General features: G+C 62.3%; 20 protein-coding genes and 1 pseudogene. 11 read left to right on the forward strand and 10 right to left on the reverse strand.

Translation table 11 applies throughout. From position 1 onward, the window contains the following. Positions 1–66 precede the first annotated feature (66 nt). The 4 genes from DLM46_RS24025 to flhC all read left to right on the forward strand — a co-directional run bounded on the left by DLM46_RS24025 (position 67) and on the right by flhC (position 3300). Positions 67–945 carry a helix-turn-helix domain-containing protein gene (locus DLM46_RS24025; RefSeq protein ID WP_244306347.1) on the forward strand — a complete coding sequence of 293 codons (879 nt, stop codon included), beginning with the start codon at positions 67–69 and terminating at the stop codon, positions 943–945. A gap of 84 nt (positions 946–1029) precedes the next feature. After that, entirely contained in the window at positions 1030–1560 is a 531-nt protein-coding gene (locus DLM46_RS24030; RefSeq protein WP_115104562.1) for a GNAT family N-acetyltransferase, read from the forward strand. A gap of 835 nt (positions 1561–2395) precedes the next feature. Then, complete coding sequence (flhD, locus tag DLM46_RS24040; RefSeq protein WP_115104566.1) at positions 2396–2716, forward strand: flagellar transcriptional regulator FlhD; 321 nt, start codon at positions 2396–2398, stop codon at positions 2714–2716. Positions 2717–2730: 14 nt separating this feature from the next. Beyond that, on the forward strand, positions 2731–3300 hold the full coding sequence (flhC, locus tag DLM46_RS24045) for a flagellar transcriptional regulator FlhC (protein WP_115104568.1): 570 nt from the start codon (positions 2731–2733) through the stop codon (positions 3298–3300). Between the two features lie 142 nt (positions 3301–3442). Here the strand turns inward: flhC and DLM46_RS24050 are convergent, their stop codons facing one another. From DLM46_RS24050 to DLM46_RS24075, 6 genes are all read right to left on the reverse strand, one after another. Next, positions 3443–4771: an Nramp family divalent metal transporter gene (locus DLM46_RS24050; protein WP_115104570.1), complete on the reverse strand. Its 1329-nt coding sequence runs from the start codon at positions 4769–4771 to the stop codon at positions 3443–3445. A 60-nt stretch (positions 4772–4831) separates the two neighbouring features. Continuing rightward, a complete protein-coding gene (locus DLM46_RS24055) occupies positions 4832–6124 on the reverse strand; it encodes an acyl-CoA dehydrogenase family protein (protein ID WP_115104572.1) in 1293 nt (430 codons plus the stop codon). 203 nt (positions 6125–6327) lie between these two features. Continuing rightward, the gene (locus DLM46_RS24060; RefSeq protein ID WP_115104575.1) at positions 6328–7884 is read right to left on the reverse strand and encodes an efflux transporter outer membrane subunit; all 1557 of its coding nucleotides are present in this window, start codon (positions 7882–7884) and stop codon (positions 6328–6330) included. Positions 7885–7897: 13 nt separating this feature from the next. Further along, positions 7898–11083, reverse strand: a complete 3186-nt coding sequence (locus DLM46_RS24065; RefSeq protein ID WP_115104577.1) for an efflux RND transporter permease subunit — start codon at positions 11081–11083, stop codon at positions 7898–7900. 55 nt (positions 11084–11138) lie between these two features. After that, positions 11139–12347 carry an efflux RND transporter periplasmic adaptor subunit gene (locus DLM46_RS24070; RefSeq protein WP_115104579.1) on the reverse strand — a complete coding sequence of 403 codons (1209 nt, stop codon included), beginning with the start codon at positions 12345–12347 and terminating at the stop codon, positions 11139–11141. 45 nt (positions 12348–12392) lie between these two features. After that, the gene (locus tag DLM46_RS24075; RefSeq protein WP_115104582.1) at positions 12393–13247 is read right to left on the reverse strand and encodes an alpha/beta hydrolase; all 855 of its coding nucleotides are present in this window, start codon (positions 13245–13247) and stop codon (positions 12393–12395) included. 173 nt (positions 13248–13420) lie between these two features. Here DLM46_RS24075 and DLM46_RS24080 point away from each other — a divergent pair, with 173 nt between their 5' ends. After that, on the forward strand, positions 13421–14425 hold the full coding sequence (locus DLM46_RS24080) for a LysR family transcriptional regulator (RefSeq protein ID WP_115104584.1): 1005 nt from the start codon (positions 13421–13423) through the stop codon (positions 14423–14425). A gap of 203 nt (positions 14426–14628) precedes the next feature. Then, the gene (locus DLM46_RS24085; RefSeq protein ID WP_115104587.1) at positions 14629–14937 is read left to right on the forward strand and encodes a DUF4148 domain-containing protein; all 309 of its coding nucleotides are present in this window, start codon (positions 14629–14631) and stop codon (positions 14935–14937) included. Positions 14938–15170: 233 nt separating this feature from the next. Here the strand turns inward: DLM46_RS24085 and DLM46_RS24090 are convergent, their stop codons facing one another. Next, the gene (locus DLM46_RS24090) at positions 15171–16244 is read right to left on the reverse strand and encodes a purine-nucleoside phosphorylase (protein WP_115104590.1); all 1074 of its coding nucleotides are present in this window, start codon (positions 16242–16244) and stop codon (positions 15171–15173) included. Between the two features lie 155 nt (positions 16245–16399). Beyond that, the gene (locus tag DLM46_RS24095; protein ID WP_115104592.1) at positions 16400–16642 is read right to left on the reverse strand and encodes a hypothetical protein; all 243 of its coding nucleotides are present in this window, start codon (positions 16640–16642) and stop codon (positions 16400–16402) included. Positions 16643–16655: 13 nt separating this feature from the next. On the opposite strand from DLM46_RS24095, the gene DLM46_RS24100 reads away from it, so the two are divergent. Both DLM46_RS24100 and DLM46_RS24105 read left to right on the forward strand, forming a co-directional pair. Then, complete coding sequence (locus DLM46_RS24100; protein ID WP_244306348.1) at positions 16656–16838, forward strand: CobW C-terminal domain-containing protein; 183 nt, start codon at positions 16656–16658, stop codon at positions 16836–16838. 168 nt (positions 16839–17006) lie between these two features. Further along, positions 17007–18626, forward strand: a complete 1620-nt coding sequence (locus DLM46_RS24105; RefSeq protein WP_115104596.1) for a methyl-accepting chemotaxis protein — start codon at positions 17007–17009, stop codon at positions 18624–18626. An 88-nt stretch (positions 18627–18714) separates the two neighbouring features. Here DLM46_RS24105 and pdxR read toward each other — a convergent pair whose 3' ends face one another. Continuing rightward, positions 18715–20259, reverse strand: coding sequence for a MocR-like pyridoxine biosynthesis transcription factor PdxR (gene pdxR, locus DLM46_RS24110; RefSeq protein WP_115104598.1), 1545 nt, complete (start codon positions 20257–20259; stop codon positions 18715–18717). Positions 20260–20375: 116 nt separating this feature from the next. On the opposite strand from pdxR, the gene DLM46_RS24115 reads away from it, so the two are divergent. From DLM46_RS24115 to DLM46_RS24125, 3 genes are all read left to right on the forward strand, one after another. Continuing rightward, positions 20376–21014: an FMN-binding negative transcriptional regulator gene (locus DLM46_RS24115; RefSeq protein ID WP_115104600.1), complete on the forward strand. Its 639-nt coding sequence runs from the start codon at positions 20376–20378 to the stop codon at positions 21012–21014. Between the two features lie 107 nt (positions 21015–21121). Further along, positions 21122–21757 carry a LysE family translocator gene (locus DLM46_RS24120; RefSeq protein WP_115104602.1) on the forward strand — a complete coding sequence of 212 codons (636 nt, stop codon included), beginning with the start codon at positions 21122–21124 and terminating at the stop codon, positions 21755–21757. Between the two features lie 84 nt (positions 21758–21841). Beyond that, positions 21842–22168 (forward strand): antibiotic biosynthesis monooxygenase family protein, encoded by a 327-nt coding sequence (locus DLM46_RS24125; RefSeq protein ID WP_115104605.1) that lies wholly within the window; start codon positions 21842–21844, stop codon positions 22166–22168. 105 nt (positions 22169–22273) lie between these two features. Here the strand turns inward: DLM46_RS24125 and DLM46_RS24130 are convergent. Continuing rightward, positions 22274–22389: pseudogene (locus tag DLM46_RS24130) on the reverse strand (IS30 family transposase); the annotation flags it as partial.

Raw genomic sequence — 22389 nt, forward strand, 5'->3', positions numbered from 1 at the left:
TTTGCGGGGTATTCCATTACCTCTCAGGTAATGGATCGCCAGCGCGCATTGGCTATCATCGGCAGCATGAACACACTTTCTCTTGCACAACCCGTTCCTTCGAACGCGCTGACGGCCAGCCGCACTGTCGGCGATCTGCTGCGCGAATGGCGTCAGCGGCGCAGAATGAGCCAGCTGCTGCTCGCCGCCGAAGCCGATATTTCGACGCGGCACCTGAGCTTCGTCGAATCGGGCCGCGCGGTGCCGAGCCGTGAAATGGTCATGCATCTCGCCGAGCGGCTCGACGTGCCGCTGCGGGCCCGCAACGCGTTGCTCGTTGCAGCAGGTTATGCGCCATTGTTTCGCGAACGTCCGCTGACAGACCCGCAGCTTGCCGCTGCACGCGAGGCGGTGGAATTGGTGCTCAAGGGCCACGAACCGTATCCGGCGCTCGCTATCGACCGTCACTGGAATATCGTTGCCACGAACAACGCGCTCGCACCGCTGCTGAGCGGTGTGAGTCCGGCATTGCTGGAATCACCGGTGAATGCGCTGCGCCTGAGCTTGCATCCGGAGGGCATCGCAGCGTCGATCGTCAATTGGCACCCGTGGCGCGCGCACGTACTGGCCCGACTGCAGCGGCAAATCGAAGTAAGCGGTGACGACACACTGAGCGCGCTGCGCGACGAGCTAGCGGCCTATCCTGCCCCGCCTGATGCGGACGCAGCCGGGCAAGACAATGCCGCGATCAGCCAGATCGCCGTACCGCTGCAGCTGCGCACGCCGATCGGGTTGCTGTCGTTCTTCAGCACAACCACCGTGTTCGGCACGCCGGTCGACGTGACGCTCTCGGAACTCGCCATCGAAGCGTTCTTTCCCGCCGATCAGCAAACCGCGGCGGCATTGCGCAAGTTCGCCGAAACCCAGCGCGCCGACACGCCTGCCGCAGGAACAGCAAAGCCCTAGCGCCGTAGCACGGCCCCCCGGCAGGCTCGAACACGAACCCATACTGCGCTTGCAACCCAATTCGAATTGCATGAGGAGAGGAACTTGACCGACCACGCCCTGCTCATACGCCAACTCGGCCCCGCCGACCGCGACACGTACTTCCAGCTTCGACTGCGTGGCCTGAAGGCGCATCCGGAGTCGTTCGGGCAGAGCTATGCGGACGCACTGGCCAAAGGCCCGGCACAACACGACGCGATGCTGCAGGGTTCACGCGCTGCCGAAGGTGATTTTTTGCTGGGCGCTTACGCATCGTCCGAAACACCGCTGATCGGTATAGTCGGGCTGGTTCGTCAGCAGCGCGACAAGGAACGGCACAAGGCGGCCGTAGTCGGCATGTATGTCGCGCCGGAAGCCACGGGGCGCGGCGTCGGGCGCGCGCTGCTCAATGAGTTGTTGGCGCGGGCGGCGCGGATAGACGGTCTTCACCAGATCCAGTTGCTGGTTGCGAGTCGCAACGACGCGGCGCGCGGACTCTACGAGTCGCTTGGTTTTCGCAAGTATGGCTGCGAGGTCGCCGCATTGAATGTCGACGGCGTGTTTCACGATGCCGATCTGATGGCGCGCTTCATGTAATACCACCCGGCAACACCCTTTCGATGTCCGCGCCGCAACGCACCGGGCGGCCGTCTGTAACACCTCACGCCACCTCCGTCACGAATGTCGGCCGCACGGTTGGCGCCATGGCCGCGACGGCCGCCGCGCTAGCCGGCCTTAACGCTTGTGCCGGCGTTTTGGACATCCGCGCCGATTTCGGCGGCGTCGTGTCAGCCAGCTTGCTCGGCCAGGCTCTAGCTGGTCGTCACATTCGCCCGCAACGTGCTGAGCGCATGTCCGCAGCCCTGAGTTCGGCCCCGCCGTCGAACGAATTCGCCCAAGCGGACTTCCAGAAGTTACAAATGCCACGCCGTTTGTAACAAGGGTCTTACCGAAATGTTACGCATCTGATTTGTCCCCATCGCAATGTCAATGAGCGGTATTTATTACTTTTAATTGATCTTGCTTTCTATTTCCTTTCTCGCCAACAAGCGAATTTCCGGCGTCCCTACGGCCCTCTTCCGATTTCCTGACAATCAAACCATGGTCCCGCCACACAAGGGTTTGCGCGAATCAGTCGAGACCCTTCGAGGGTGGAAAAACAGCAGAGCCCGCTCTATTACCGGACGGTGAAATACTTACCGAAATTTGATGCATCTTTTCGAGATATTTTTTCGAGAAGGGATTGATTTCTGGTTTTGCCCTTCATACAATCCCTCCCAAGCTGTTACGAAATGTAACGTCTTGTATCAAGAAGTCGCCATCTGTATCAGGTGGTCACATGTAGCCGGAGGTCAGCGTTTCCGGTGAGGCAGAAAAGACAAAACGGCAAAAAAAGCCGACTTAGTAATTCGGGGCTTCGGAAACAGAGAAAATGGACCGTAGCAGCGAGACGCTGGATTCAATCCGCGAGATCAACTTGTCTTACATCATGCTCGCGCAACGCATGTTGCGTGAGGACAAACCGGTCGGGATGTTCCGGCTGGGACTGTCATCGGAACTGGCTGATTTGCTTGCCGGGCTGTCGCTCGCGCAGATCGTCAAGCTGGCCGCTTCCGATCAGCTTTTGTGCTTCTTCCGCTTCAACGACCACTCGATGCTATCGGCGTTGACGCAAACGACGAAGCATGCCGCAGTTTCGCCGACTCACGCGGCAATCCTGCTTGCAGGCCAGCCTGCCGAGCAGTTTGCTTAAACGAGGTGACTGCGATGCTCAAGCGTAGCCTGACAGAAGACGCACAAGAAGTATTCCGCGCCATCGCGCTGATCGAACTCGGTGCGCGCATGCAGGTGCTCGAAAGCGAATTGACGCTCTCGCGCGATCGCATGATCCGCCTGTACCGCGAGGTCAAGGGTGTGTCGCCGCCCAAGGGCATGCTGCCGTTCTCGGCGGACTGGTATATGACGTGGCTGGCAAACATCCACGCATCGTTGTTCTACAACACCTACCTGTTCCTGAAGAACGAAGCGCGCTGCTCGCATCTGGACGCGCTGACCAAAGGGTATCGGCTGTATCTGGAACATTGCCAGCACAGCCAAACCGAACCGGTGCTGGACCTGACGCGTGCGTGGACGCTGGTGCGTTTCTTCGACGCGGATATCCTGCAACTGACAAAGTGCTGCCGCTGCACCGGCAAGTTCGTCGCCCACAAGCACGATCTGCAAAACAACGTGGTATGCGGCGCCTGCCAGCCGCCGTCGCGCGCCGGCAAGACCAAGAAGGCCGCCGCCGCCCGTCAGGAAGCGCTCGAAGCGGCGCAGATCGCGCAAGCAGCCTGAACTGATTTGAATCGATGCAGGCTGGTCCGGCCTGATTCGAACCGAAGCACCTGAAAAGAGAGGTCCGCCATCGCCGCGGACCTCTTTGCTTTACAACTCTCCGTTTTCGGCGTCCGACGCAAGGCCGCTTGGCGCACCCGCTTTAGCTCACCCACCCCACCGTCTGCGCCACCAGCCACAGGTTCGCCGCGCTGATCACCGCGAACAGCGCCCAGGCGAGCAGCCGCGTCGGCAGCGGGTTGGCGAATTCGCCCATCAGCGAACGATCGCTAGTCATGCGGATCAGCGGATAAAGCGCGAACGGCAGTTGCAGGCTCAGCACGACCTGGCTTGCGACCAGCAACTGGCCGACCGCACCGTTGCCCATCATCTGCACGCCGATCAACGCCGGGATCAAGGCCAGAGCCCGCGTAATGAAGCGCCGCTGCCAGCACGGGATTTTCAGCTTCAGAAAGCCTTCCATGATGACCTGCCCGGCCACGGTACCGGTGAAGGTCGAGCTTTGTCCCGACGCCAGCAGCGTGATCGCGAACAGCACCGCCGCGAAACCGCTGCCGACGATCGGCGCGAGCAGCTTGTACGCATCTTCGATTTCGGTGACCTGGTTGTGGCCGGTCGCATGAAACGCGGCGCCGGCAAGAATCAGGATCGCCATGTTGATCAGCAGCGCGATCACCAGCGACACAATCGTATCGATGCGCGACATGCCGATCGCCGACTTGATGCTGGCCGAATCGCGCTTCACGGCCCGTGTCTGCACGATCGATGAGTGCAGATAGAGGTTATGCGGCATCACGGTCGCGCCGAGAATGCCGATCGCGAGATACATCGGCTCACGTGAGCTGAGTGCCTGCCAAGACGGCATCAGCCCCTGCGCAACCGACGGCCAATGCGGCTTCACCAGCGCCAGTTCGATGACGTAACCGACGCCGATGGTCGCGATCAATCCGAGCATGATCGCCTCGAGATCGCGAAAATTCTTGCCCTTCAGGCCGAGCACGATCAGCGTATCGAATGCGGTGAGCAACACGCCGGCAGTCAGCGAGCATTTGAACAGCAGATGGAAAGCCAGCGCGCCGCCGAGCACTTCGGCCAGATCGCAGGCGACAATCGACAACTCCGCGAGCAGCCACTGGAAACGCGCGACTCCTGGCGAATAGCGCGCCCGCGACAACGCCGCGAGATCCTGCCCGGTGGCGATGCCGAGGCGCATGCTCAGGCATTGCAGCGCCATGGCCGCGAGACTCGACAACACGACGACGAACAGCAGGCTGTAGCCGTAACGCGAACCGGCTTCGATATCGGTGGCCCAGTTGCCGGGGTCCATGTAGCCGATCGAAACCAGCAAGCCGGGTCCGGCGAATTGCAGGATTTTTTTCCAGAAAGGCGCGCCTTGCGAGACGGCGACCGTGCCTTGCACCTCGGACGGGCAAAACGGCGCTGTTGCGGTAGTCGGTAGCTTGAACTGCAATCCGGTGGTCTCTTGAGGTGGATGAAACGCGGCGCGCCTTCAGGGCCGCCGCAAACGGCCTCAAGTGTACAAAGAAACATCCGGCAATGTCCCGCTAAGCGCGTAACGGCCGACATCGCGCACGCGATAGTCGAGCGGATCGTGCAGCGTGTGCACGCGCGCGTTGCGCCAGAAGCGATCGAGCGCGAGCGGCGCGTGCGTCGAGCGGGCGCCGCAGGCGTCGAACAGTTTTTCGCTGACGTCAAGCGCGGCGCGGTGCGCGAGAATCTTCGCCTCCGACGTGGCAAGCGCGACCTGCCCGCGCGTTTCGGCGGCAAGCGCCGGGCCCTGCTGCCATGCGTCTTCGAGCGCACAGGCGGCGCGCGTCGCCAGTGCTTCCGCGCTCACGGCCTGGAGACGCATCTCGCCGAAACGCTGGATCAGGTAGGGATCGTCAGTGGCTTTTTCGACGCCGGAACGGATCCAGGGCTTGCCATACTGGCTCACGTACGCACGCGCCTCTTCGAGCGCGCCTTGCGCGATGCCCACGAACAGATTGGTCAGCACCTGCTGCGAGATCAGTGTGCGCAGACTCGCGTACGGCGTATCGGCACGCGCCAGCACTTCATGCGGCTCGACCTCGACCTGCACGAACGACACGCTGCCGCTGTCGGTCTGCCGCTGACCGATCGGGTTCCAGTCTTCGTGGACGGTGATGCCCTCGCGCGCCGTCGGCACGACGGCGAAGACCGGTCGGCCGGTTGCCGGATCCTGCGCGGACACGGTCATCATCTGCGAGCCGCGCGTGCCGGAGCAAAAACCCTTCTGGCCATCGAGACGATAGCCGCCGCCGCTGGTTGCGCTCGCAACGAGTCGCGTGTCGAGTGGATTGACCGCATTGCCCCACCACCAGCGCCCTTCCACTGTGCCGCTCAAATACCGCGCACGTTGTTCGGGATTGCCCCATACATTGACGCTGACCACCTGCAAGCAGGTGAAACCCAGCAGATGCGCGAGCGCACTGTCGACACGCGCTATCGCACGGATCGTTTCGTAGATGTCGGGCCAGCTTGCGCCGGCGCCGCCGAATTCGCGCGGCACGGCCAGCGTTAGCAGACCCGCGTCGGCGATCCATTGCTTCTCCCGCGCGGCGTGCCCGCCGTCGCGATCGCGTTGCGCGGCGCTGGCACGCAATGCGTCGAGCAAGCCGGCGAGATCGCGCACTGCGGGCGCAGCGGACTCGGCGGACTCGGCGGACTCGGCGGACTCGGCGGACTCGGCGGACTCGGCGGACTCGGCGGGCTCAGCGGGCTCAGCGGGCTCAGCGGATGTTTGCAGCGTTTCCAGCGCCTCGGCATGACGAACCTGGTTCATGCGATTCTCACGTAAAGAGAACGGATCATGATAGATGGCGGGATACCGGCGGTCTACGAAGCGATTTTTGGAAGGAACGCAGGAAAGACGATTTGGCGGCGGCACGGTACAGGCGATAAAAAGCCGGGCCGCGCTTTCGCACGGCCCGGCCGCCATCGTCTACCGATTCGCTTAAGCGCCGACCTGCCGCTTCGCTACCTGCTTTACCGCTTCGCCACCTGCTCCAGAGCCGCAGATGCCGACGCAGGTGCGGACGCGGGCGCAACCGCCCCCACCGCCGTATCGGGCGCCTTGACATCGCCCCAGCCACCGCCCAGCGCGCGAATCAGATTCACCGTCGACACCGCCTGCGTGCCCGACAAATGGCTCGCCTGAAGCTGCGAAAGCAGCACCTGCCGCTCGCCGTCGATCACATCCAGATAGCTGACCGCGCCTTCCGTGTACTGCGTGCGCGACAGATGCGCGGCCCGCTGCGATGCCTCTACCGCGTTGTTCTGCTCGCGAATCTGATCGTCGAGCAGACGCAGATCGGCCAGGTTGTCTTCCACCTCGCGGAACGCCACCAGCACCTGCTGACGATACTGCGCGACATCCTCGTCGTACTTCGAACGAGCCTGCGCGAGATTCGCCTTGCGGCGGCCGCCGTCGAACAGCGGCAAAGTCAACGCGGTACCGGCGAGCGGTCCAAGGATAAATGCGCGGCTCGACCACTTGAACAGATCGCCGAGCGTCGCCGATTCATAGCCGAAGGCGCCGGTGATATCGAGCCTCGGGAAGAACGCCGACTTCGCCAGGCCGACCCGCGCGTTCGCAGCGGCCATCGCCCGCTCGGCCGCCGAAATATCCGGCCGCCGTTCGAGCAGCGCCGAAGGCAAACCGGCCGGCACCCGCGTCGTCACCGGCACGAGCGGCGTTTCCGCGAACGAGAAATCCGCCGGCGGCTTGCCGAGCAGAATTGCCAGACTGTGCTCGGAGGCAGCCCGCTGACGTGCCACGCCTACCGCGTCGGCACGCGCGCTCGCCAGTTCGTTGCGGGCGCGTGACACATCCAGCTCGCCGATATCGCCTTCCTTGAACCGCCGTTCGACCAGCTTCAGCGCATCCTCGCGCAGCGTCACGGTACGGCGGTACAGGTCCTGATCCGTATCGAGTTCGCGCAACTGGAAGTAGTTCTGCGCAACGTCGGCCTGCAGCGCAAGTTGCACCGAACGGAACAACGCTTCGCTCTGCTGCTCGTCCGCACGCGACGCATTCACGTTCGAACCGACCCGCCCAAACAGGTCTGCTTCATACGACGCCCCGACTTGCGCACGCCAGATCGTCCCCGTCGTACCGCCTGCGCTATCCGGCTGGAGTTGCGATGCCGCCGACGCCCGTTCGCGCGTCGGGCCGAAGCCCGCATCGAGCTTCGGGAACCAGTCCGACTTCGCCGCCTGCGTCACCGCACGCGCCTGCTGCACGCGCGCCGCGGCCGCCTTCAGGTCCTGATTCGCAGCAGCAGCCTGCTGTTCCAGTTCGTTGAGCCTGGCGTCGCCGAAAATCGTCCACCATTCGCCGCGAAGCGCGTCGTCGGCGGGTTGTGCCGGCTTCCAGGTGCCCGATTCTTGCGGTGACGCGACCGGCGCCTCCTTGAACGCGGCCGGCGTATCCACCTCCGGCCGCTTATACGTAGGCTCCACGGAGCAGGCTGCGAGCAGCGCCACCAGCAAACCGCTGGCAGCCGCCCGGCCCCATCCGCTCAAAGATTCAAACCGCTTCATTATTGTTTTCTCCTCAGGCATCCGTCACCGGCAACGCGTAGTGCGGCGAGTCTTTCTGCGCGACGTGGATCGTCCCGCCCGCCAGCGTACGCAGCACCACATAGAACACAGGGGTCAGCATCAGGCCGAACAAGGTCACGCCGAGCATGCCGAAGAACACGGCGATACCCATCGCATGACGCATCTCCGAGCCGGCCCCGCTCGAGATCACGAGCGGCACCACACCCATGATGAAAGCGATCGACGTCATCAGAATCGGGCGCAGGCGCAAGCGGCTGGCCTCGATGGCCGCCGACAGCGGCGTATGCCCGTCATGCTCGAGTTCGCGAGCGAACTCGACGATCAGAATCGCGTTCTTCGCGGACAGCCCCACCAGCACCATCAAGCCGATCTGCGTGAAGATGTTGTTGTCACCGTGCGTGAGCCACACGCCGGTCAGCGCGGACAGCACGCTCATCGGCACGATCATGATCACCGCGAGCGGCAGCGTCAGACTTTCATACAGTGCGGCCAGCACGAGGAACACGAGCAGCACGCTGATCGGGAACACCCACAGCCCCGCATTGCCGGCGATGATCTGCTGATACGTCAGGTCGGTCCATTCCAGCTTCACGCCATGCGGCAAGGTTTGCGCCGCGACGCGTTCCGCGGCGGCCTGAGCCTGTCCGGACGAGAAGCCCGGCGCTGGCCCGCCGTTGATGTCGGCGGCGGTATAGCCGTTGTAACGCACCACCATCTCCGGACCATACGTAGGCGTGACCGTCACCAGCGACGACAACGGCACCATGTCACCCGCCGCGTTACGTGTCTTCAGCTGCAGGATGTCGTCGGCACGTTGGCGGAACGGCGCGTCCGCCTGCACCCGCACCTGATAAACGCGACCGAAGCGGTTGAAGTCGTTCACATACAGCGAGCCCAGATAGATCTGCATCGTGTTGAACACGTCCGTGACCGGCACGCCGAGCTGCTTGGCCTTCACGCGGTCCAGATCGACGTTCAACTGCGGCACATTGATCTGATAGCTGGAGAAGGTCGGGCCGAGTTCAGGCGTCTGCGCGGCCTTCTTCACGAACGCCTGGGCAGCCTTGTTCAACTCCGCATAACCGACCGCGCCGTGATCCTCCAACTGCAGCTTGAAGCCGCCGAGCGTGCCGAGACCGAGCACCGGAGGCGGCGGGAACACCGCCACGAACGAATCCTTGATCGCGCCGTACTGCTGGTTCAACGCGCCGGCAATCGCACCGGCCGCGAGCTTCTTGCTGCCGCGATCCTTGAAAGGCTTCAAGGTGACGAACACGATCCCCGCGCTCGAACTATTGGTGAAGCCGTTCACCGACAAACCCGGGAACGCCACCGCGCTTTCCACGCCCGGCTGCTTCAGCGCGATCGCGCTCATATCGCGGATCACTTTCTCCGTGCGATCCAACGACGCGCCGTTCGGCAACTGTGCGAATGCAATCAGGTATTCCTTGTCCTGCGCCGGCACGAAGCCGCCCGGCACGACGCGCGAGATCAGCACGGCTGCGCCCAGCAGAATCGCGTACACGACGAGCATCGCGCCCTTACGGCGCAGCACGCCGGTCACGCCGCGGCCATATTCGGTCGAGCCGCGATGGAACACCTTGTTGAAGCCCTTGAAGAAGCGGCCCAGCACGCGATTCATCACACGCGTCAGGAGGTCTTCCTTCGCGCCATGACTGCGCAGCAGCATCGCGGACAAAGCCGGCGACAAGGTCAGCGAGTTGAATGCCGAGATCACCGTCGAGATCGCGATGGTCATCGCAAACTGCTTGTAGAACTGGCCCGTCAAACCGCTCATGAAAGCGAGCGGCACGAACACGGCGACCAGCGTCAGCGCGATGGCGATAATCGGCCCGCTCACTTCCTGCATGGCCTTATAGGTCGCGTCACGCGCACTGAGGCCGCTTTCGATATTCCGCTCGACGTTCTCCACCACCACGATCGCATCGTCCACCACGATCCCGATCGCCAGCACCATGCCGAACAACGACAACGCATTGATCGAGAAGCCGAACGCGAGCAGTAACGAGAAGGTCCCGACAATCGACACCGGCACCGCGATCAACGGAATGATCGACGCGCGCCACGTTTGCAGGAACACGATCACCACGATCACCACCAGCGCGATCGCTTCGAGCAGCGTATGGATCACCGCCTCGATACTCGAACGCACGAACTGCGTCGGGTCGTAGACGATCTTGTACTCGACGCCCGCCGGCATGTCTTCCGCGAGTTCCTTCATCGCGGAACGCACCTGGTCGGAAATCGCGAGCGAGTTCGCCCCCGGCGCCTGGTTGATGGCCAGCGCCACAGCCGGTTTGTTGTCGAGCAGCGAACGCAAGCCGTATTCCGACGCCGCCAGTTCGATACGCGCGATGTCGCGCAGGTACGTCACACCGCCATCCGGCGCGGTCTTGACGATGATGTCGCCGAATTCACCCTCGGTCTTCAGACGGCCGCGCGCGTTCACCGACAACTGCAATTGCGTGCCCGGCACCGAAGGCGATGCGCCGATCACACCGGCTGCCACCTGAATGTTCTGCTCGCGGATCGCGTTGACCACTTCGGTCGCCGTCAAACCGCGTTGCGCCACTTTCTGCGGATCGAGCCATACACGCATCGCGTAGTCGCCCGAGCCCCACAACTGCACTTCACCCACGCCCTGAATCCGCGCGAGCCGGTCCTTGACGTTCAGCAGCGCGTAATTGCGCAGATACGTCATGTCGTAGCGGTTGTTCGGCGAGATCAGGTGGACCACCATGGTCAGCGTCGGCGAGCTCTTGATGGTCGTGATGCCGAGACGCTGCACGTCTTCCGGCAGACGCGGCAGCGCCTGATTGACGCGGTTCTGCACCAGCTGCGTCGCGAGGTCCGGATTGGTGCCGAGCTTGAAGGTCACCGTCAGCGTCAGGTTGCCGTCGCTATTGGCTTGCGACTGCATGTACAGCATGTTCTCGACGCCGTTGATCTGCTCTTCGAGCGGCGAGGCCACCGCTTCCGCGATCACCTTCGGATTCGCGCCCGGATACTGCGCATGGACCACCACCGAAGGCGGCACGACTTCCGGGTACTCGGAGATCGGCAGCTTGAAGAGCGAAATGATGCCCGCCAGCAGGATCACGACCGATAGCACGCCGGCAAAGATTGGCCGATCGATGAAGAATTTGGATATGTTCATTGGAAGCTCTCAACGTAGGAGCCGGCGCACGCAATGAAAACGCGGCGCACGAGGCTCACGAATTCTTGTCTGCCTTCGCCCGCGTTTGCGCGAGCGGCGCGCTGTTCGGATCCTGATCGGCGTCCATCGGCACCATGTGAGCGCGCACCGCGTCGCCCGGACGCACCCGCTGGACCCCGTTCACGACGATCCGGTCGGTGACCTGCAAGCCGCCCTTGACGACGCGCATATTGCCCTGCATGTCGCCCAGCGACACTTCGCGGTACGCGACGTGGCTATTCTTGTCGACCACCAGCACGAACTTCTTGTCCTGATCGGTGCCCACTGCCGCGTCGTCGATCAGCAGAGCCGGATGCGGCTCGCTGCCGCCGACCTTCACGCGCGCATACAAACCCGGGATCAATGCGCCGTCCCGGTTATCGAAGCGCGCACGCACGCGAATGGTGCCGGACGACGTGTCGAGCCGGTTGTCCACCGATTCGATCGTGCCGCTGCGCGAGTAGCCACTTTCATCCGCGAGACCCAGCTCGACCGGCACCTTGCCGCCGTCCTTCGCGCGCTTCAGGTATTGCAGGTAAGTTTGTTCGTCGGCATCGAACGAAGCGTAGATCGGCGAGACCGACACCAGCGTGGTCAGCGGCGTCGAGCTCGCGCCCGCCGACACCACGTTGCCTACCGTGATCTCCGCACGCGACACGCGGCCCGAGACAGGCGCCACGATCTTCGTATAGCCGAGATTGATGCGCGCGGTTTCGACGGCAGCTTGCGCGGCCTTCAGGTTGGCGCTCGCTTCGCGCGCGGCGTTCTGCTTCTCGTCGTAGTCGCGCTTGGCGATCGCGTTGTCGGCGATCAGGCGCTGCGCGCGCTCCCAGTCGCTTTGCGTGTAGCCCGTGCGCGCCTGAGCGGCCGCCAGTTGCGCTTCGGTGCGATCCACCTCGGCCGCGTACGGACGCGGGTCGATCACGAACAGCGTGTCGCCCTTGTTCACGAGCGCGCCGTCCTTGAAGTTGACGGACACGATGGTGCCCGGCACCTGCGAACGCACGTCCACTTTCTCGACCGCTTCGAGGCGGCCCGAGTAGCTCTGCCAATCGGTGATGGTCTTTTGCACCACCGTGGCGACATCGACTTCCGGCACGATGGTGGGCGCCGCGGGCGAACTCGCATCGACGCGGATCGCGCCGAACGTGCCCAGCCCTGCCACCACGGCGACGGCTAGAACGGCAATCGCCAGACGGCGACGGGAAAGAGGAAGGATAGTCATGAAAAGCTCCCAGTGTCGTTGATTAAAGTTCTGCTTGTTTGTGTCTCAGCGATGGGCGCGCGCGTCGAAGCGCCACTGAAAAAATCGCACCGCTTCCTGCAAGGCGGCCGGATGGTCGGCCAGCGCGGCGTGTGAGACGCTCGGATAGCGGACCACCTGGGTCAGCACGCCGGCGTCGATCAAACTGCTCGCGTATTTCTCCGCTTCCACATGCAGCACGTCGTTTTGCGCCGTCGCGATCAGCGTGGCCGGCAGGCCCGCGAGGCGCGACGATTCGAGCGGCGCGGCATACGGATGCATGCGTTGCGACGCTTGCGGCAGATACGCGCGATAGCACGCCGCGCATTCCTTCGCGGTAATGTCCGAGCCGAGGCGCTTTTCGTCGCCGAGGCGCGTCAGGCTCGGATCGAGCATCGGTCCGAACAGCGCTTGTGCGGCGATCTGCACGTCGCCGCGATCGCGCGCGATGAATGCGAGGCAGTTGGCCAATTGCCCGCCCGCATCGTGGCCCGCCACGCCGACCTTCCTGCTGTTGCCGCCGAACGCACGCGCCCGGGCCTGCACCCACAGCGCCGCGCGATGTGCATCCTCGGGCGCTGCGGGAAACGGAAACTGCGGCGCCAGCGAGTAACCGACCGACACCACCAGCGCCGGTAAGTGTTCTGCGAAATAGCGCGCGGCGAACTCGGCCTGATCGATCGAGCCCTTCGTAAAACCGCCGCCGTGGAAATAAAGCAGTACGGGCAGTGCGGTTTTCTGCGCCTGCCTGTACAAACGCAACGTAATGTCTTGTGCGTGTCCTTCGATCTGTACGTCAGTGACGTCAAGTGCCGTGCTGGTGGCCTCTGCCGGGTTGTTGCCCGCGGGCACAAACGAGTACGACGGTTTAAATGCATCCATGTCGAGCCGCGCAATGCGCAAAGAACTTCAATGGTGCGAATTGTGGGTTCGGCAGACTCGTAAATAAATGCCTATAATCCGGCAACACAATTCGGTGTCTCTGAACAATCGAACCCGATTGCTCTGCGGATTCGGTGACTGCTCAGAGCGCCCGCCCCTTCTGGAGGTTTGCAATGGACCGGCTTCAGGCCATGCAAGTGTTCACACGTGTCGTCGACACCAACAGCTTTACCCGTGCGGCGGAAACGCTCGATCTGCCACGCGCATCGGTCACCACCATCATTCAGAATCTCGAAGCGTTCCTCGGCACGCGTCTGATGCACCGGACCACGCGCCGTTTGTCGCTGACGCCGGACGGCGCGGCGTACTACGAGCGCTGCGTGCGCATTCTCGCGGACGTCGAGGAGACCGAGGCCAGTTTCCAGAGCGGCAACAAGAAGCCGCACGGCAAACTGCGCATCGACATGCCCGGCTCGATTGGCCGCCTGCTGGTGATTCCTGCGCTATGTGAATTTCACACGCGCTACCCGGACATCGACTTGCAGCTCGGACTGACGGACCGGCCAGTCGATCTGTTGCAGGAAGGCGTCGATTGCGTTGTACGGGTGGGCGCGCTGCAGGATTCGTCGCTGGTGGCGCGGCGTATCGGTTTGTTCGAAGGCGTGACCTGCGCGTCGCCGGACTACCTCGAGCGCGCGGGCATGCCGGCCTCGCTCGAAGACCTGGACAATCACAAAGCAGTCAATTACTTTTCGAGCCGCACGGGGCGCACGCTTGATTGGGCGTTCCTGGTTGATGGCAAAGAAGTTGACGTGAAGATGAAGAGCATCGTGTCGGTGAACGACGCCGATGCCTACGTAACGTGCGGACTGGAAGGCTTCGGCCTGATTCAGGCGCCGCTCTTCATGGTGCGGCCGCATCTGCGTTCGGGCCAGCTCGTTGAAGTGCTACCGGAACTGAAACCTTTGCCGATGCCAATTTCCGCAGTCTATCCGCACAGTCGGCATCTGTCGCCGAAAGTCCGGGTTTTCGTAGACTGGGTTGCCGAGTTGTTCGATCGCTGCCCGTTGTTGAGCGGTCACGGCGCGCTCGACACGATGTGCACGAAGCGTACTTTGGAAGAGCGCGAATCAGCTCCGACGCTCGATACGCCGGTGATAACGGAGTGGGTAGCGTGATTCGCGTTGATTTGAAGTACAGCAGTTGAAACAGTGAATTTCAATCGCGGCTCTAATGCCGCGATTGCTTGAGTTGCCGTGATTGTTCCGATATCGCGACAATTCATTTCGCGAAAGTGCGATTTATCCACCCCACGTCTGAGCCTACATTTCACCCTGTCGCAGCGCTCCTCGTGCTGCAAACGAATGGACAGGAGTGAATCATGAAACGCCAACTCATAGCAGGTCTTGCTCTTTCGCTGCTCGCGAGCGCACCCGTGTTTGCACAAAGCAGCAGCGGCGGCATTGGCCGTGCCGGCACCTATGAAACGCAACCCACGCCGAGTACGAGCAGCAAGACGCGCGCTGAAGTGCAAGCCGAACTGGTCGCTGCGTATCGCGATGGGTCGTTGCCTTCGTTGAACCGGACTACTTACCCGAACAAAGGCTTGGTCGGCCAGACGCAAGCCGCGCGTCTTGCGCTGCAGGAAGGCACGAGCGGCGATGTGACTCGCGTCGCGGGCGGTCAGTAACAAGGCTACCGCGCCGCAACTGTTCGGTTTCCAAAAGAAGTGGGCATTGCGGCGGCGGATAGGCACTCTTCAAAAAGGAGCTCATCATGACGCCATCTGAACTTGATCACTGGGATACTGACGCGGCGGTGTGGACGCCGTACCGGGCACCTCGGAAGTAAGAGTTTTCTGCCTGCGCGGCGCTGTATGTCTGTGCGCCTGTGGCGCCGCGCTGGCAGATAAGCGCAAGAAAACTACCGCTGCGGAACCCCGTTCTTCCACTCGCCCCAATGAGTGGCAATATCCTGCACAAGCGGATTGCCGGAGCGGTACAGATTTTCGATAGCGATGGTAAAGCCCCCTTGCGCGGCATAGTTAAGCAGATTATCCGCACTAGACTGCCCATCGTACGGCCGATCAAAATCGGACCCGGCCCGCACCACGGCAACCCGGTTCAGGTCGACCTTATGCACAGAAGCCGCGCGCTTGAGCGCCTCGTAGGTCGCGTTATCCTCCTGCTGCGTAGTGCAATAAACCCCTTTGTTGTCGGTCAGAATCTTTGTCCAATCCCGGGCTCGCTGACCAAGCAAAGTCCCCGACCACCAGGTATCCCCGGCAAGCGTGTCGCATTGAATGACTGCTGGCGGCCGATTGGCCGGCGCATAGGAATACTTGGCCCGCGCGGCCTGAGCTTGCGCGTTGTCAGCCAACGCGACACTCCGGGACAAGGCAAAAGCCGTGTCGGCAAGCTGGGTATTCAGCTGGAACACCTCGGTCCGGTAATCAAGCGGCGGCTTATCGGCAGGACTCTTGGTATTGATCCCGAGGTAGCCCGTATTCCAGCCGGACGGAATCTCCCGCCCGTCGATCTCCCACTGAATCCCAAAGTCGACCAGATACTTCGCCCACGCGGCGGACCCCAGCGTCCCTTGCCCAGGATCGATCCCGGCGATCCCCGCCACCATGAAATACGTATGCCGCAAATCGAATCGCGGCGAGAAAGTCAAAGCCATGATCGACGCGGCGGCATTGCTGTGCCCCATGCCCGTCGTCATCACGCACACGTCCTGCTTATTGCAATGAACCATCGGGTAATCCGGCGACAAGCCGTCGACCGGAATATCACGCCAAGGCCCAAGGCGGTCGAGCCATACCTGGCCCTCCGGCCCGAACATCGAAATGATCATCACCTTGACCGGCCGGCCGCGCGAACCACCGTCGCCTTGCGCGGAACCATCGCTGTCGTCCGCGTTGGCGGGTCCGGCTGAAAAGGCCGCGCAGGCGGCTAGCGTAATCGCGGAGATTGCACCGAGTGTGCGAGTCAGCATCGTGATCCTTCCTTTTGCTTGTGATGCAGATTGGGAGAGGTGCTGCTTTCAGGCGGAAAGAAGTATAGATGCGAAGAAATTATTTGCCACTACACGGTGCGTAAGTTTCCGCGCCATTGTCAAATCCTGCTCAGCAAAGCATGTGGATCAGCTTGTCAATTGCGCGCCGGCACTTCCTGTAGTCGAAGGTCCGCGAACACTCGTTCCGACAGTCTGGGAATCTGGTTGATGGCAAACCACCACGGATGCACCGCACGCGCCGGATTCTCCAGATCGTAGGTGCCCGGTGCCGGAAGCAGTGGGATCTGCTCGAATACCGCGAAGGGATGCGGCGTGTCCATCATCACCAGCTTACGCGCCGCCTCTGGGTAGTTGGCGGCAAAACTGTAGGCCACCATCGCGCCGACATCGTTGCCGGCGATCCATGGCGACCAGCAGTTGCTGCATGAACCGTTGCGGCTTGAAGCCTGGCCTGACGACGATCACACGACACGGCTCGTGTTCATTGTGCAGGGTCTCGCCAGGTCGGTGATCGAGGAAACGATCACGCATTTTCTGCGCGAAGCAGGGGTGGAAGAACCGGTAAGGTGTTAACCGAGGGTTTCACAGGATAAAACTTTCGCTTGTATCCGCCGATAAGTCGGGCAGGAACCACCTGGACGGCCGCCGGACAGTTCATCGGCGCCACCCGGCGCGCTCATTCACGTGCCACTTCGCACGGCAGCCCTGCGCGAGTTCCATTCGTTTACCAGAGGACTCAGGATGCACAAGCTCAGTTTTACCCAGAAGCTGTGGCTGCCGCTGATCATCAGCCTCGTCGCGTTGCTCGCCGTCTCGGTATCGGCGGCGTGGCAGTCGCGCGAGACGCGCATCGAGGAACGTAAGCACGACCTCACGAACGTCGCGCACGTCGGGCTCAGTATCGTGACGGAGTATGCGGCGCTGGCGCAAAGCGGTGCGCTGCCGGAAGCGGATGCCCGCAAGCAGGCACTCGAGCGCCTGCGCGGCGTCCGCTACGGCGAAGACGGCTACTTCCTCGTGATCGACTCGAAACCGCAGATGGTGATGCATCCGATCAAGCCGGCGCTCGAAGGCAAGGATCTCGCGGGCACCGCCGATGCCGATGGCCGTCACCACTACGTGACGTTCGCGTCGGCCGCACAGGCGCCGGATGGCGGTTTCGTCGACTACGTGTTCCCGCATCCGGGTGCGGCGTCGGCGCAGGCCGTCGGCAAGATCGGCTACGTGGTGCGCTATGCGCCGTGGGACTGGATCATCGCGACCGGCGCCTATGTCGACGACATCGACGCTGCGTTCATGGCGTCGCTGTGGTTGATCGGCGCGATCTTCATGGCGGTGTCGGCGGTGCTCGTGACGCTCGTCGCGGTGACGAACCGCAGCATCGCGCGCACTGTCGGCGGCGATCCTGCCTACGCGGCAAACGTGGCGGATGCGATCGCATCGGGCGACCTGACGGTGGCGATCCGCACGCGCGACGGCGACACGTCGAGCCTGTTGCACGTGATGCAGCGGATGCGCGACGCGCTGACGGGCACCATCTGCCAGATCAAGCATGCGTCCGACAACGTTGCATGCGGCGCGAACGAGATTGCGATCGGCAATGCGGACCTGTCGTCGCGCACCGAGAGCCAGGCGGCGTCGTTGCAGGAAACGGCGTCGAGCATGGAACAGATGACGGCGATGGTCCGCCAGACCGCCGACAACGCGCGCACCGCCAGCGAGCTTGCCGCCGGCGCCGCGAAGATCGCGAACCGCGGCGGCGACATGATCACGCAGGCCGTCACCGCGATGAAGGGCATTTCGAGCGAATCGAGCCGCATGGTCGAGATCATCGCGACGATCGAGGGCATCGCGTTTCAAACCAACATCCTCGCGCTGAATGCGGCGGTTGAAGCGGCACGCGCGGGTGAGCAGGGCCGCGGCTTCGCGGTCGTCGCGAGCGAGGTGCGCAGCCTCGCGCAGCGTAGCGCAACCGCGGCGAAGGAAATTCGCGAGCTGATCAGTCATGCGGTGGGCAGCGTCGGCAACGGCGCGATGCTGGTCGAAAACACCGGCTCGACGATCGACGAGGCACGCGACGCGATCATGCGCGTGACCGGCGTCGTGCAGGAAATCGCGGTGGCAGCGACGGAGCAAAGCGCCGGCATCGACCAGGTGAATCTCGCGGTCACGCAGATGGACAGCATGACGCAGCAGAACGCGGCGCTCGTCGAGCAGGCAGCGGCTGCGGCGCAGTCGCTGAAGGAACAGGCGATGAGCCTGCAACGTGCGGCCGCGGCCTTCCAGGTGGCCGACGCCGACTCTAGCGGCGGCACGCCGTTTGCACCGGCTTCGGCGCCGCGCCGGGCGGCCTTCGCGTAAGGAAAGTCGCCACGCCTTCACGGCGAGCTTCGTGCGTCGGACCCCTCTCCGGCCATTCGGCGTGTCAATGGTGGTGGCCGCTTTGCTGTCAATTTCTGCCATTCCGCATGGATGGTCTTCGTGTAGCAGCGTGTTTTCGTTTGAGGGACTTCGTCACTTCGGCAATAACCGAGGCAAGACGTAGCGCAGCCGCTTTCATTTGCGCGTTGCTAAAGCCCCCGAATCCGAGGACCAGGCCGGGCCGCTCCGTGCCAGGCGCGAACATCGGCGATACAGGACGCACAGCGACTCCGGCCCCAGCGGCCAGCTCGACCACTTTGCGATCGTCCATGCCTTCCGCCAGCCAAAGGATAACGTGCATGCCCTGGTCGCCTGGTTCCAGCCATGCCAAATCCTTGGGGAGCAACGCGTCGAGCGTCTCTATCAACTGGACTCGATGACCCGAGTACACATTGCGAACTCTGCGAATGTGGCGCTCCAGATGGCCCTCCGCCATGAAGGCCGCCAGCACATGCTGGTCGGCGTTCGGCGGATGACGGTCCATCAGCACACGCGCGCCGCAAAAAGCATCGACCAGATCATCGGGAACGATCACGTAGCCCAACCGCAACGACGGAAACAGGATCTTGCTAAACGTGCCAAGATAAACGACCCGATCCGGGGCCAATCCCTGAAGCGACGGAAACGGATAGCCCTGGTATCGGAGTTCGCTATCGTAGTCGTCTTCGACGACCCATGCGTTGCTGGCGCGCGCCCACGCCAGCAACGCGTTGCGCCGGGCCATGCTCATCGGCATGCCCAACGGATACTGATGCGACGGCGTGACGAAGGCGGCACGCGCGTGAGGCGCCATCCGAATTCCTGCTTCGACATCGATGCCTTCGGCGTCGACCGGTACGCGAATCATCGTATCGCGATGGCCCATGCTCTCGAGTATGGCCGTTACGCCGCGGTACGCCGGGTTTTCGACCCACGCTTGATCACGCGAAGCCAGCAACACCTGACATGCGAGAAAGAGTCCCTGCTGTGTTCCACTGGTCACGATGACCTGACCGGGTTCGCAACGCACCGAACGTGACTTGCGCACGTAGCCGGCGATCGCTTCCCGGAGCGGTAACGCCCCAAGCGGATCGGCGTAACCGGCCGGCGCGCCGGGCCCCTTCGCGCGCAGGCGGTTGCCGAGCCGACGCCAGATGTCGGCGGGCGCAGTCAAACCGAGAGGGACGGATATCGCAAACGGCACCGGTGGAAGCGGCCTGAACTCCTGTGCGATCTGCGCGAACACTGCCGCTGGCTCTGGCAAGCCAGTCCGGGTCATCCGCTGGCGTGCCGTACCTGGTTCGCGTGTCTGTTGCGGCTCGGCAAGCGCTTGAGCAACCCGTGTGGCCGCGCGACCTTTCGATTCCAAGAAGCCTTCGGCAATCAACTGCTCATATGCCTCTATCACCGTGCCGCGCGCGATGTCCAGCGACGCTGCCAGCAATCGCGTGGACGGCAACGCATCGCCGGGCCGGATATCCCCTTTGCGTACCGCCTCTCGCAACGCCTGCGCCACTTGACGGCTCAGGTTACCGGCTGCCCGGTCCAGCATGCCGATTGACGGAATTTCAGCCATCCCGGCCGTTCTTGCCACGATTCTGGTCCTACAAAATTTGTCGAAACTGGACCTGTAGCATAAACCAGTTTTGCGTCACAATGCGTCCAGATGAAATTCGAACCGGTGACCTTCGACACCTCCGTGGAATAGACATGTACGTACCAGCCCATTTCAATGAACCTCGCCTCGAAAACCTGCATGCGCACGTCGCACAGCATCCGTTCGGCACTTTGATCACGCATGGGAGGAGCGGGCTGGACGCCAACCACCTTCCGTTTGAACTGGCGGCAGGAGAAGGCGAGTTGGGCGCGCTGCGCGCGCATGTCGCGCGCGCGAATCCGGTATGGCAGGACGTCTCGAACGGCGACGAGGTCCTCGTGGTCTTTCGCGCAGGAGATGCCTATATCTCCCCAAACTGGTACCCGAGCAAACACGAATTCCACAAGCAGGTGCCGACCTGGAATTACATCGTTGTCCACGCGTACGGACGCATCTCCGTTCACGACGACGAGCGCTACGTGCGCGGCCTGGTCGGCCGGCTGACCCGCACGCATGAGGCGTCGCAACCCCTGCCCTGGAAAATGGCCGACGCACCGAAGGACTATATCGATACCATGCTCGGTTCGATCGTCGGTCTGCAAATTGACATCACGCGTCTGGTCGGCAAGAGCAAGCTTGGCCAGAACAAGGAAGAGCGGGATATTCGAGGCGCCGGGGAAGCGCTCACTGCGCGCGGCAACTCCCCAATTGGCGAAGCGATGCTCGCTCACGCTGCGAAGAAGCTGGAATAGAACGATCCGCTCCCAGCAATGAGCTCGGCAGGATGTTAGGCGCCTGATTGTGGCGAATGCGCGCTGCCATCAACAATCCTGGGACTCAGTCCACTTCGAGATCAGACATGTCCGGAAACATCTTCTTCTCAGCAAGCTTATCGCTTGCCTATACGGCGTATTTCGTTGGCACCGCAAGTCCCGGACCGAGCAATCTCGCGATCATGTCCATTGCGGCCAATCACGGCCGGAAGGCGGCGTTGGCGTTCGCGCTGGGCGTCATTTCAGGGTCGATGTTCTGGGCGACGGTAGCGACGGTCGGCATATCAGCGGCGCTGATTGCCTGGTCCCATTTCATCGTGGCGATCAAGATTATCGGTGGACTGTACCTCCTCTGGCTGGCCTTCAAATCGGGACGCACTGCTCTTGCCACTGCAGCTGCAACCTCACCGAAACGGGAACAGCCAGAGAAGTTGACGAGCCTGTACACGCGAGGCGCGTTGCTGCATCTGACCAATCCGAAGGCCATACTCGTGTGGGTTTCGATTGTCGCCCTCTCTCCGAACAACTCGGGATCTGCCTACGGGACCGTGATTCCCGGCTGTGCGGTCATTGGATGCCTGGTGTTCAGCGGGTATGCCGTCCTGTTTTCCATGGACTCAGTTCGCCGGCTATACATTCGGACCCGTCGCGCTCTGGAAGGATGCCTTGCTGTCGTATTCGGGGTTGCCGGGATCAGGCTTCTGGCATGGCCTTCCAGATAGGGGCTCGGAAAGAGGCCTGACGATCTTCCCGGCCCTTCATGCCCTAGACTCTGTGCCCTTTCATTCATCTCCAGAGGAAGCCCTATGTACTCTTCCACCTTCATTTTCAGGGCCGGTCAGTACGACGAGGAATTCCATCGCCTCGACCAGAAGATCGCCGAAATCGCGCGTGCAATTCCTGGGTATCTGGGTGAGGAGACTTGGGAGAGTGCCAGCGCCGGGTTGATCCAGAACGTCTACTACTGGGAGTCGAAAGACGCACTGCTGCAATTGATCAGGCATCCGACGCACCTCGAAGCGAAGTCGAAGCAGGCCCGCTGGTTGGATGGCTACCGGGTCGTCATTGCGAAGGTGATCCGGGAATATGGGGATGGCAGGCTCGTGAAGCGCAAGGAAGATCAGCATGCTTGATCGAAACCGCGCTCACACCGTGTTCGAGGTAGCGTGGCCGTGCTGCCCCGATCCGTTGCGAACGTTTGCCGTTCGGGCATGAATGTCCGATGAATGTGGGCGGATTCAACCGGTGGATGCAATAGTTTGCTGGAATCGTTCGGCTGGCGTTTCGTAGTTCAGGGTTTTTCTCGGACGCTCGTTCAATCGTCTCGCTACGGCATTGAGTTTAGCCTGTGAAT

Source organism: Paraburkholderia lacunae (genome assembly GCF_003353175.1).
Classification (GTDB): Bacteria; Pseudomonadota; Gammaproteobacteria; order Burkholderiales; family Burkholderiaceae; genus Paraburkholderia; species Paraburkholderia lacunae.

What these genes read in the sequence shown, in the direction of transcription:
- flhD (WP_115104566.1), top strand. Translation starts at nt 2,396, where the DNA reads ATGGACCGTAGCAGCGAGACGCTGGATTCAATCCGCGAGATCAACTTG.
- DLM46_RS24070 (WP_115104579.1), bottom strand. Translation starts at nt 12,347, where the DNA reads ATGACTATCCTTCCTCTTTCCCGTCGCCGTCTGGCGATTGCCGTTCTA.
- DLM46_RS24095 (WP_115104592.1), bottom strand. Translation starts at nt 16,642, where the DNA reads ATGGTGGCCTACAGTTTTGCCGCCAACTACCCAGAGGCGGCGCGTAAG.
- DLM46_RS24075 (WP_115104582.1), bottom strand. Translation starts at nt 13,247, where the DNA reads ATGGATGCATTTAAACCGTCGTACTCGTTTGTGCCCGCGGGCAACAAC.
- DLM46_RS24090 (WP_115104590.1), bottom strand. Translation starts at nt 16,244, where the DNA reads ATGCTGACTCGCACACTCGGTGCAATCTCCGCGATTACGCTAGCCGCC.
- DLM46_RS24055 (WP_115104572.1), bottom strand. Translation starts at nt 6,124, where the DNA reads ATGAACCAGGTTCGTCATGCCGAGGCGCTGGAAACGCTGCAAACATCC.
- DLM46_RS24125 (WP_115104605.1), top strand. Translation starts at nt 21,842, where the DNA reads ATGTACTCTTCCACCTTCATTTTCAGGGCCGGTCAGTACGACGAGGAA.
- DLM46_RS24085 (WP_115104587.1), top strand. Translation starts at nt 14,629, where the DNA reads ATGAAACGCCAACTCATAGCAGGTCTTGCTCTTTCGCTGCTCGCGAGC.
- flhC (WP_115104568.1), top strand. Translation starts at nt 2,731, where the DNA reads ATGCTCAAGCGTAGCCTGACAGAAGACGCACAAGAAGTATTCCGCGCC.
- DLM46_RS24060 (WP_115104575.1), bottom strand. Translation starts at nt 7,884, where the DNA reads ATGAAGCGGTTTGAATCTTTGAGCGGATGGGGCCGGGCGGCTGCCAGC.
- DLM46_RS24065 (WP_115104577.1), bottom strand. Translation starts at nt 11,083, where the DNA reads ATGAACATATCCAAATTCTTCATCGATCGGCCAATCTTTGCCGGCGTG.
- DLM46_RS24120 (WP_115104602.1), top strand. Translation starts at nt 21,122, where the DNA reads ATGTCCGGAAACATCTTCTTCTCAGCAAGCTTATCGCTTGCCTATACG.
- DLM46_RS24080 (WP_115104584.1), top strand. Translation starts at nt 13,421, where the DNA reads ATGGACCGGCTTCAGGCCATGCAAGTGTTCACACGTGTCGTCGACACC.
- DLM46_RS24025 (WP_244306347.1), top strand. Translation starts at nt 67, where the DNA reads ATGAACACACTTTCTCTTGCACAACCCGTTCCTTCGAACGCGCTGACG.
- DLM46_RS24105 (WP_115104596.1), top strand. Translation starts at nt 17,007, where the DNA reads ATGCACAAGCTCAGTTTTACCCAGAAGCTGTGGCTGCCGCTGATCATC.
- DLM46_RS24115 (WP_115104600.1), top strand. Translation starts at nt 20,376, where the DNA reads ATGTACGTACCAGCCCATTTCAATGAACCTCGCCTCGAAAACCTGCAT.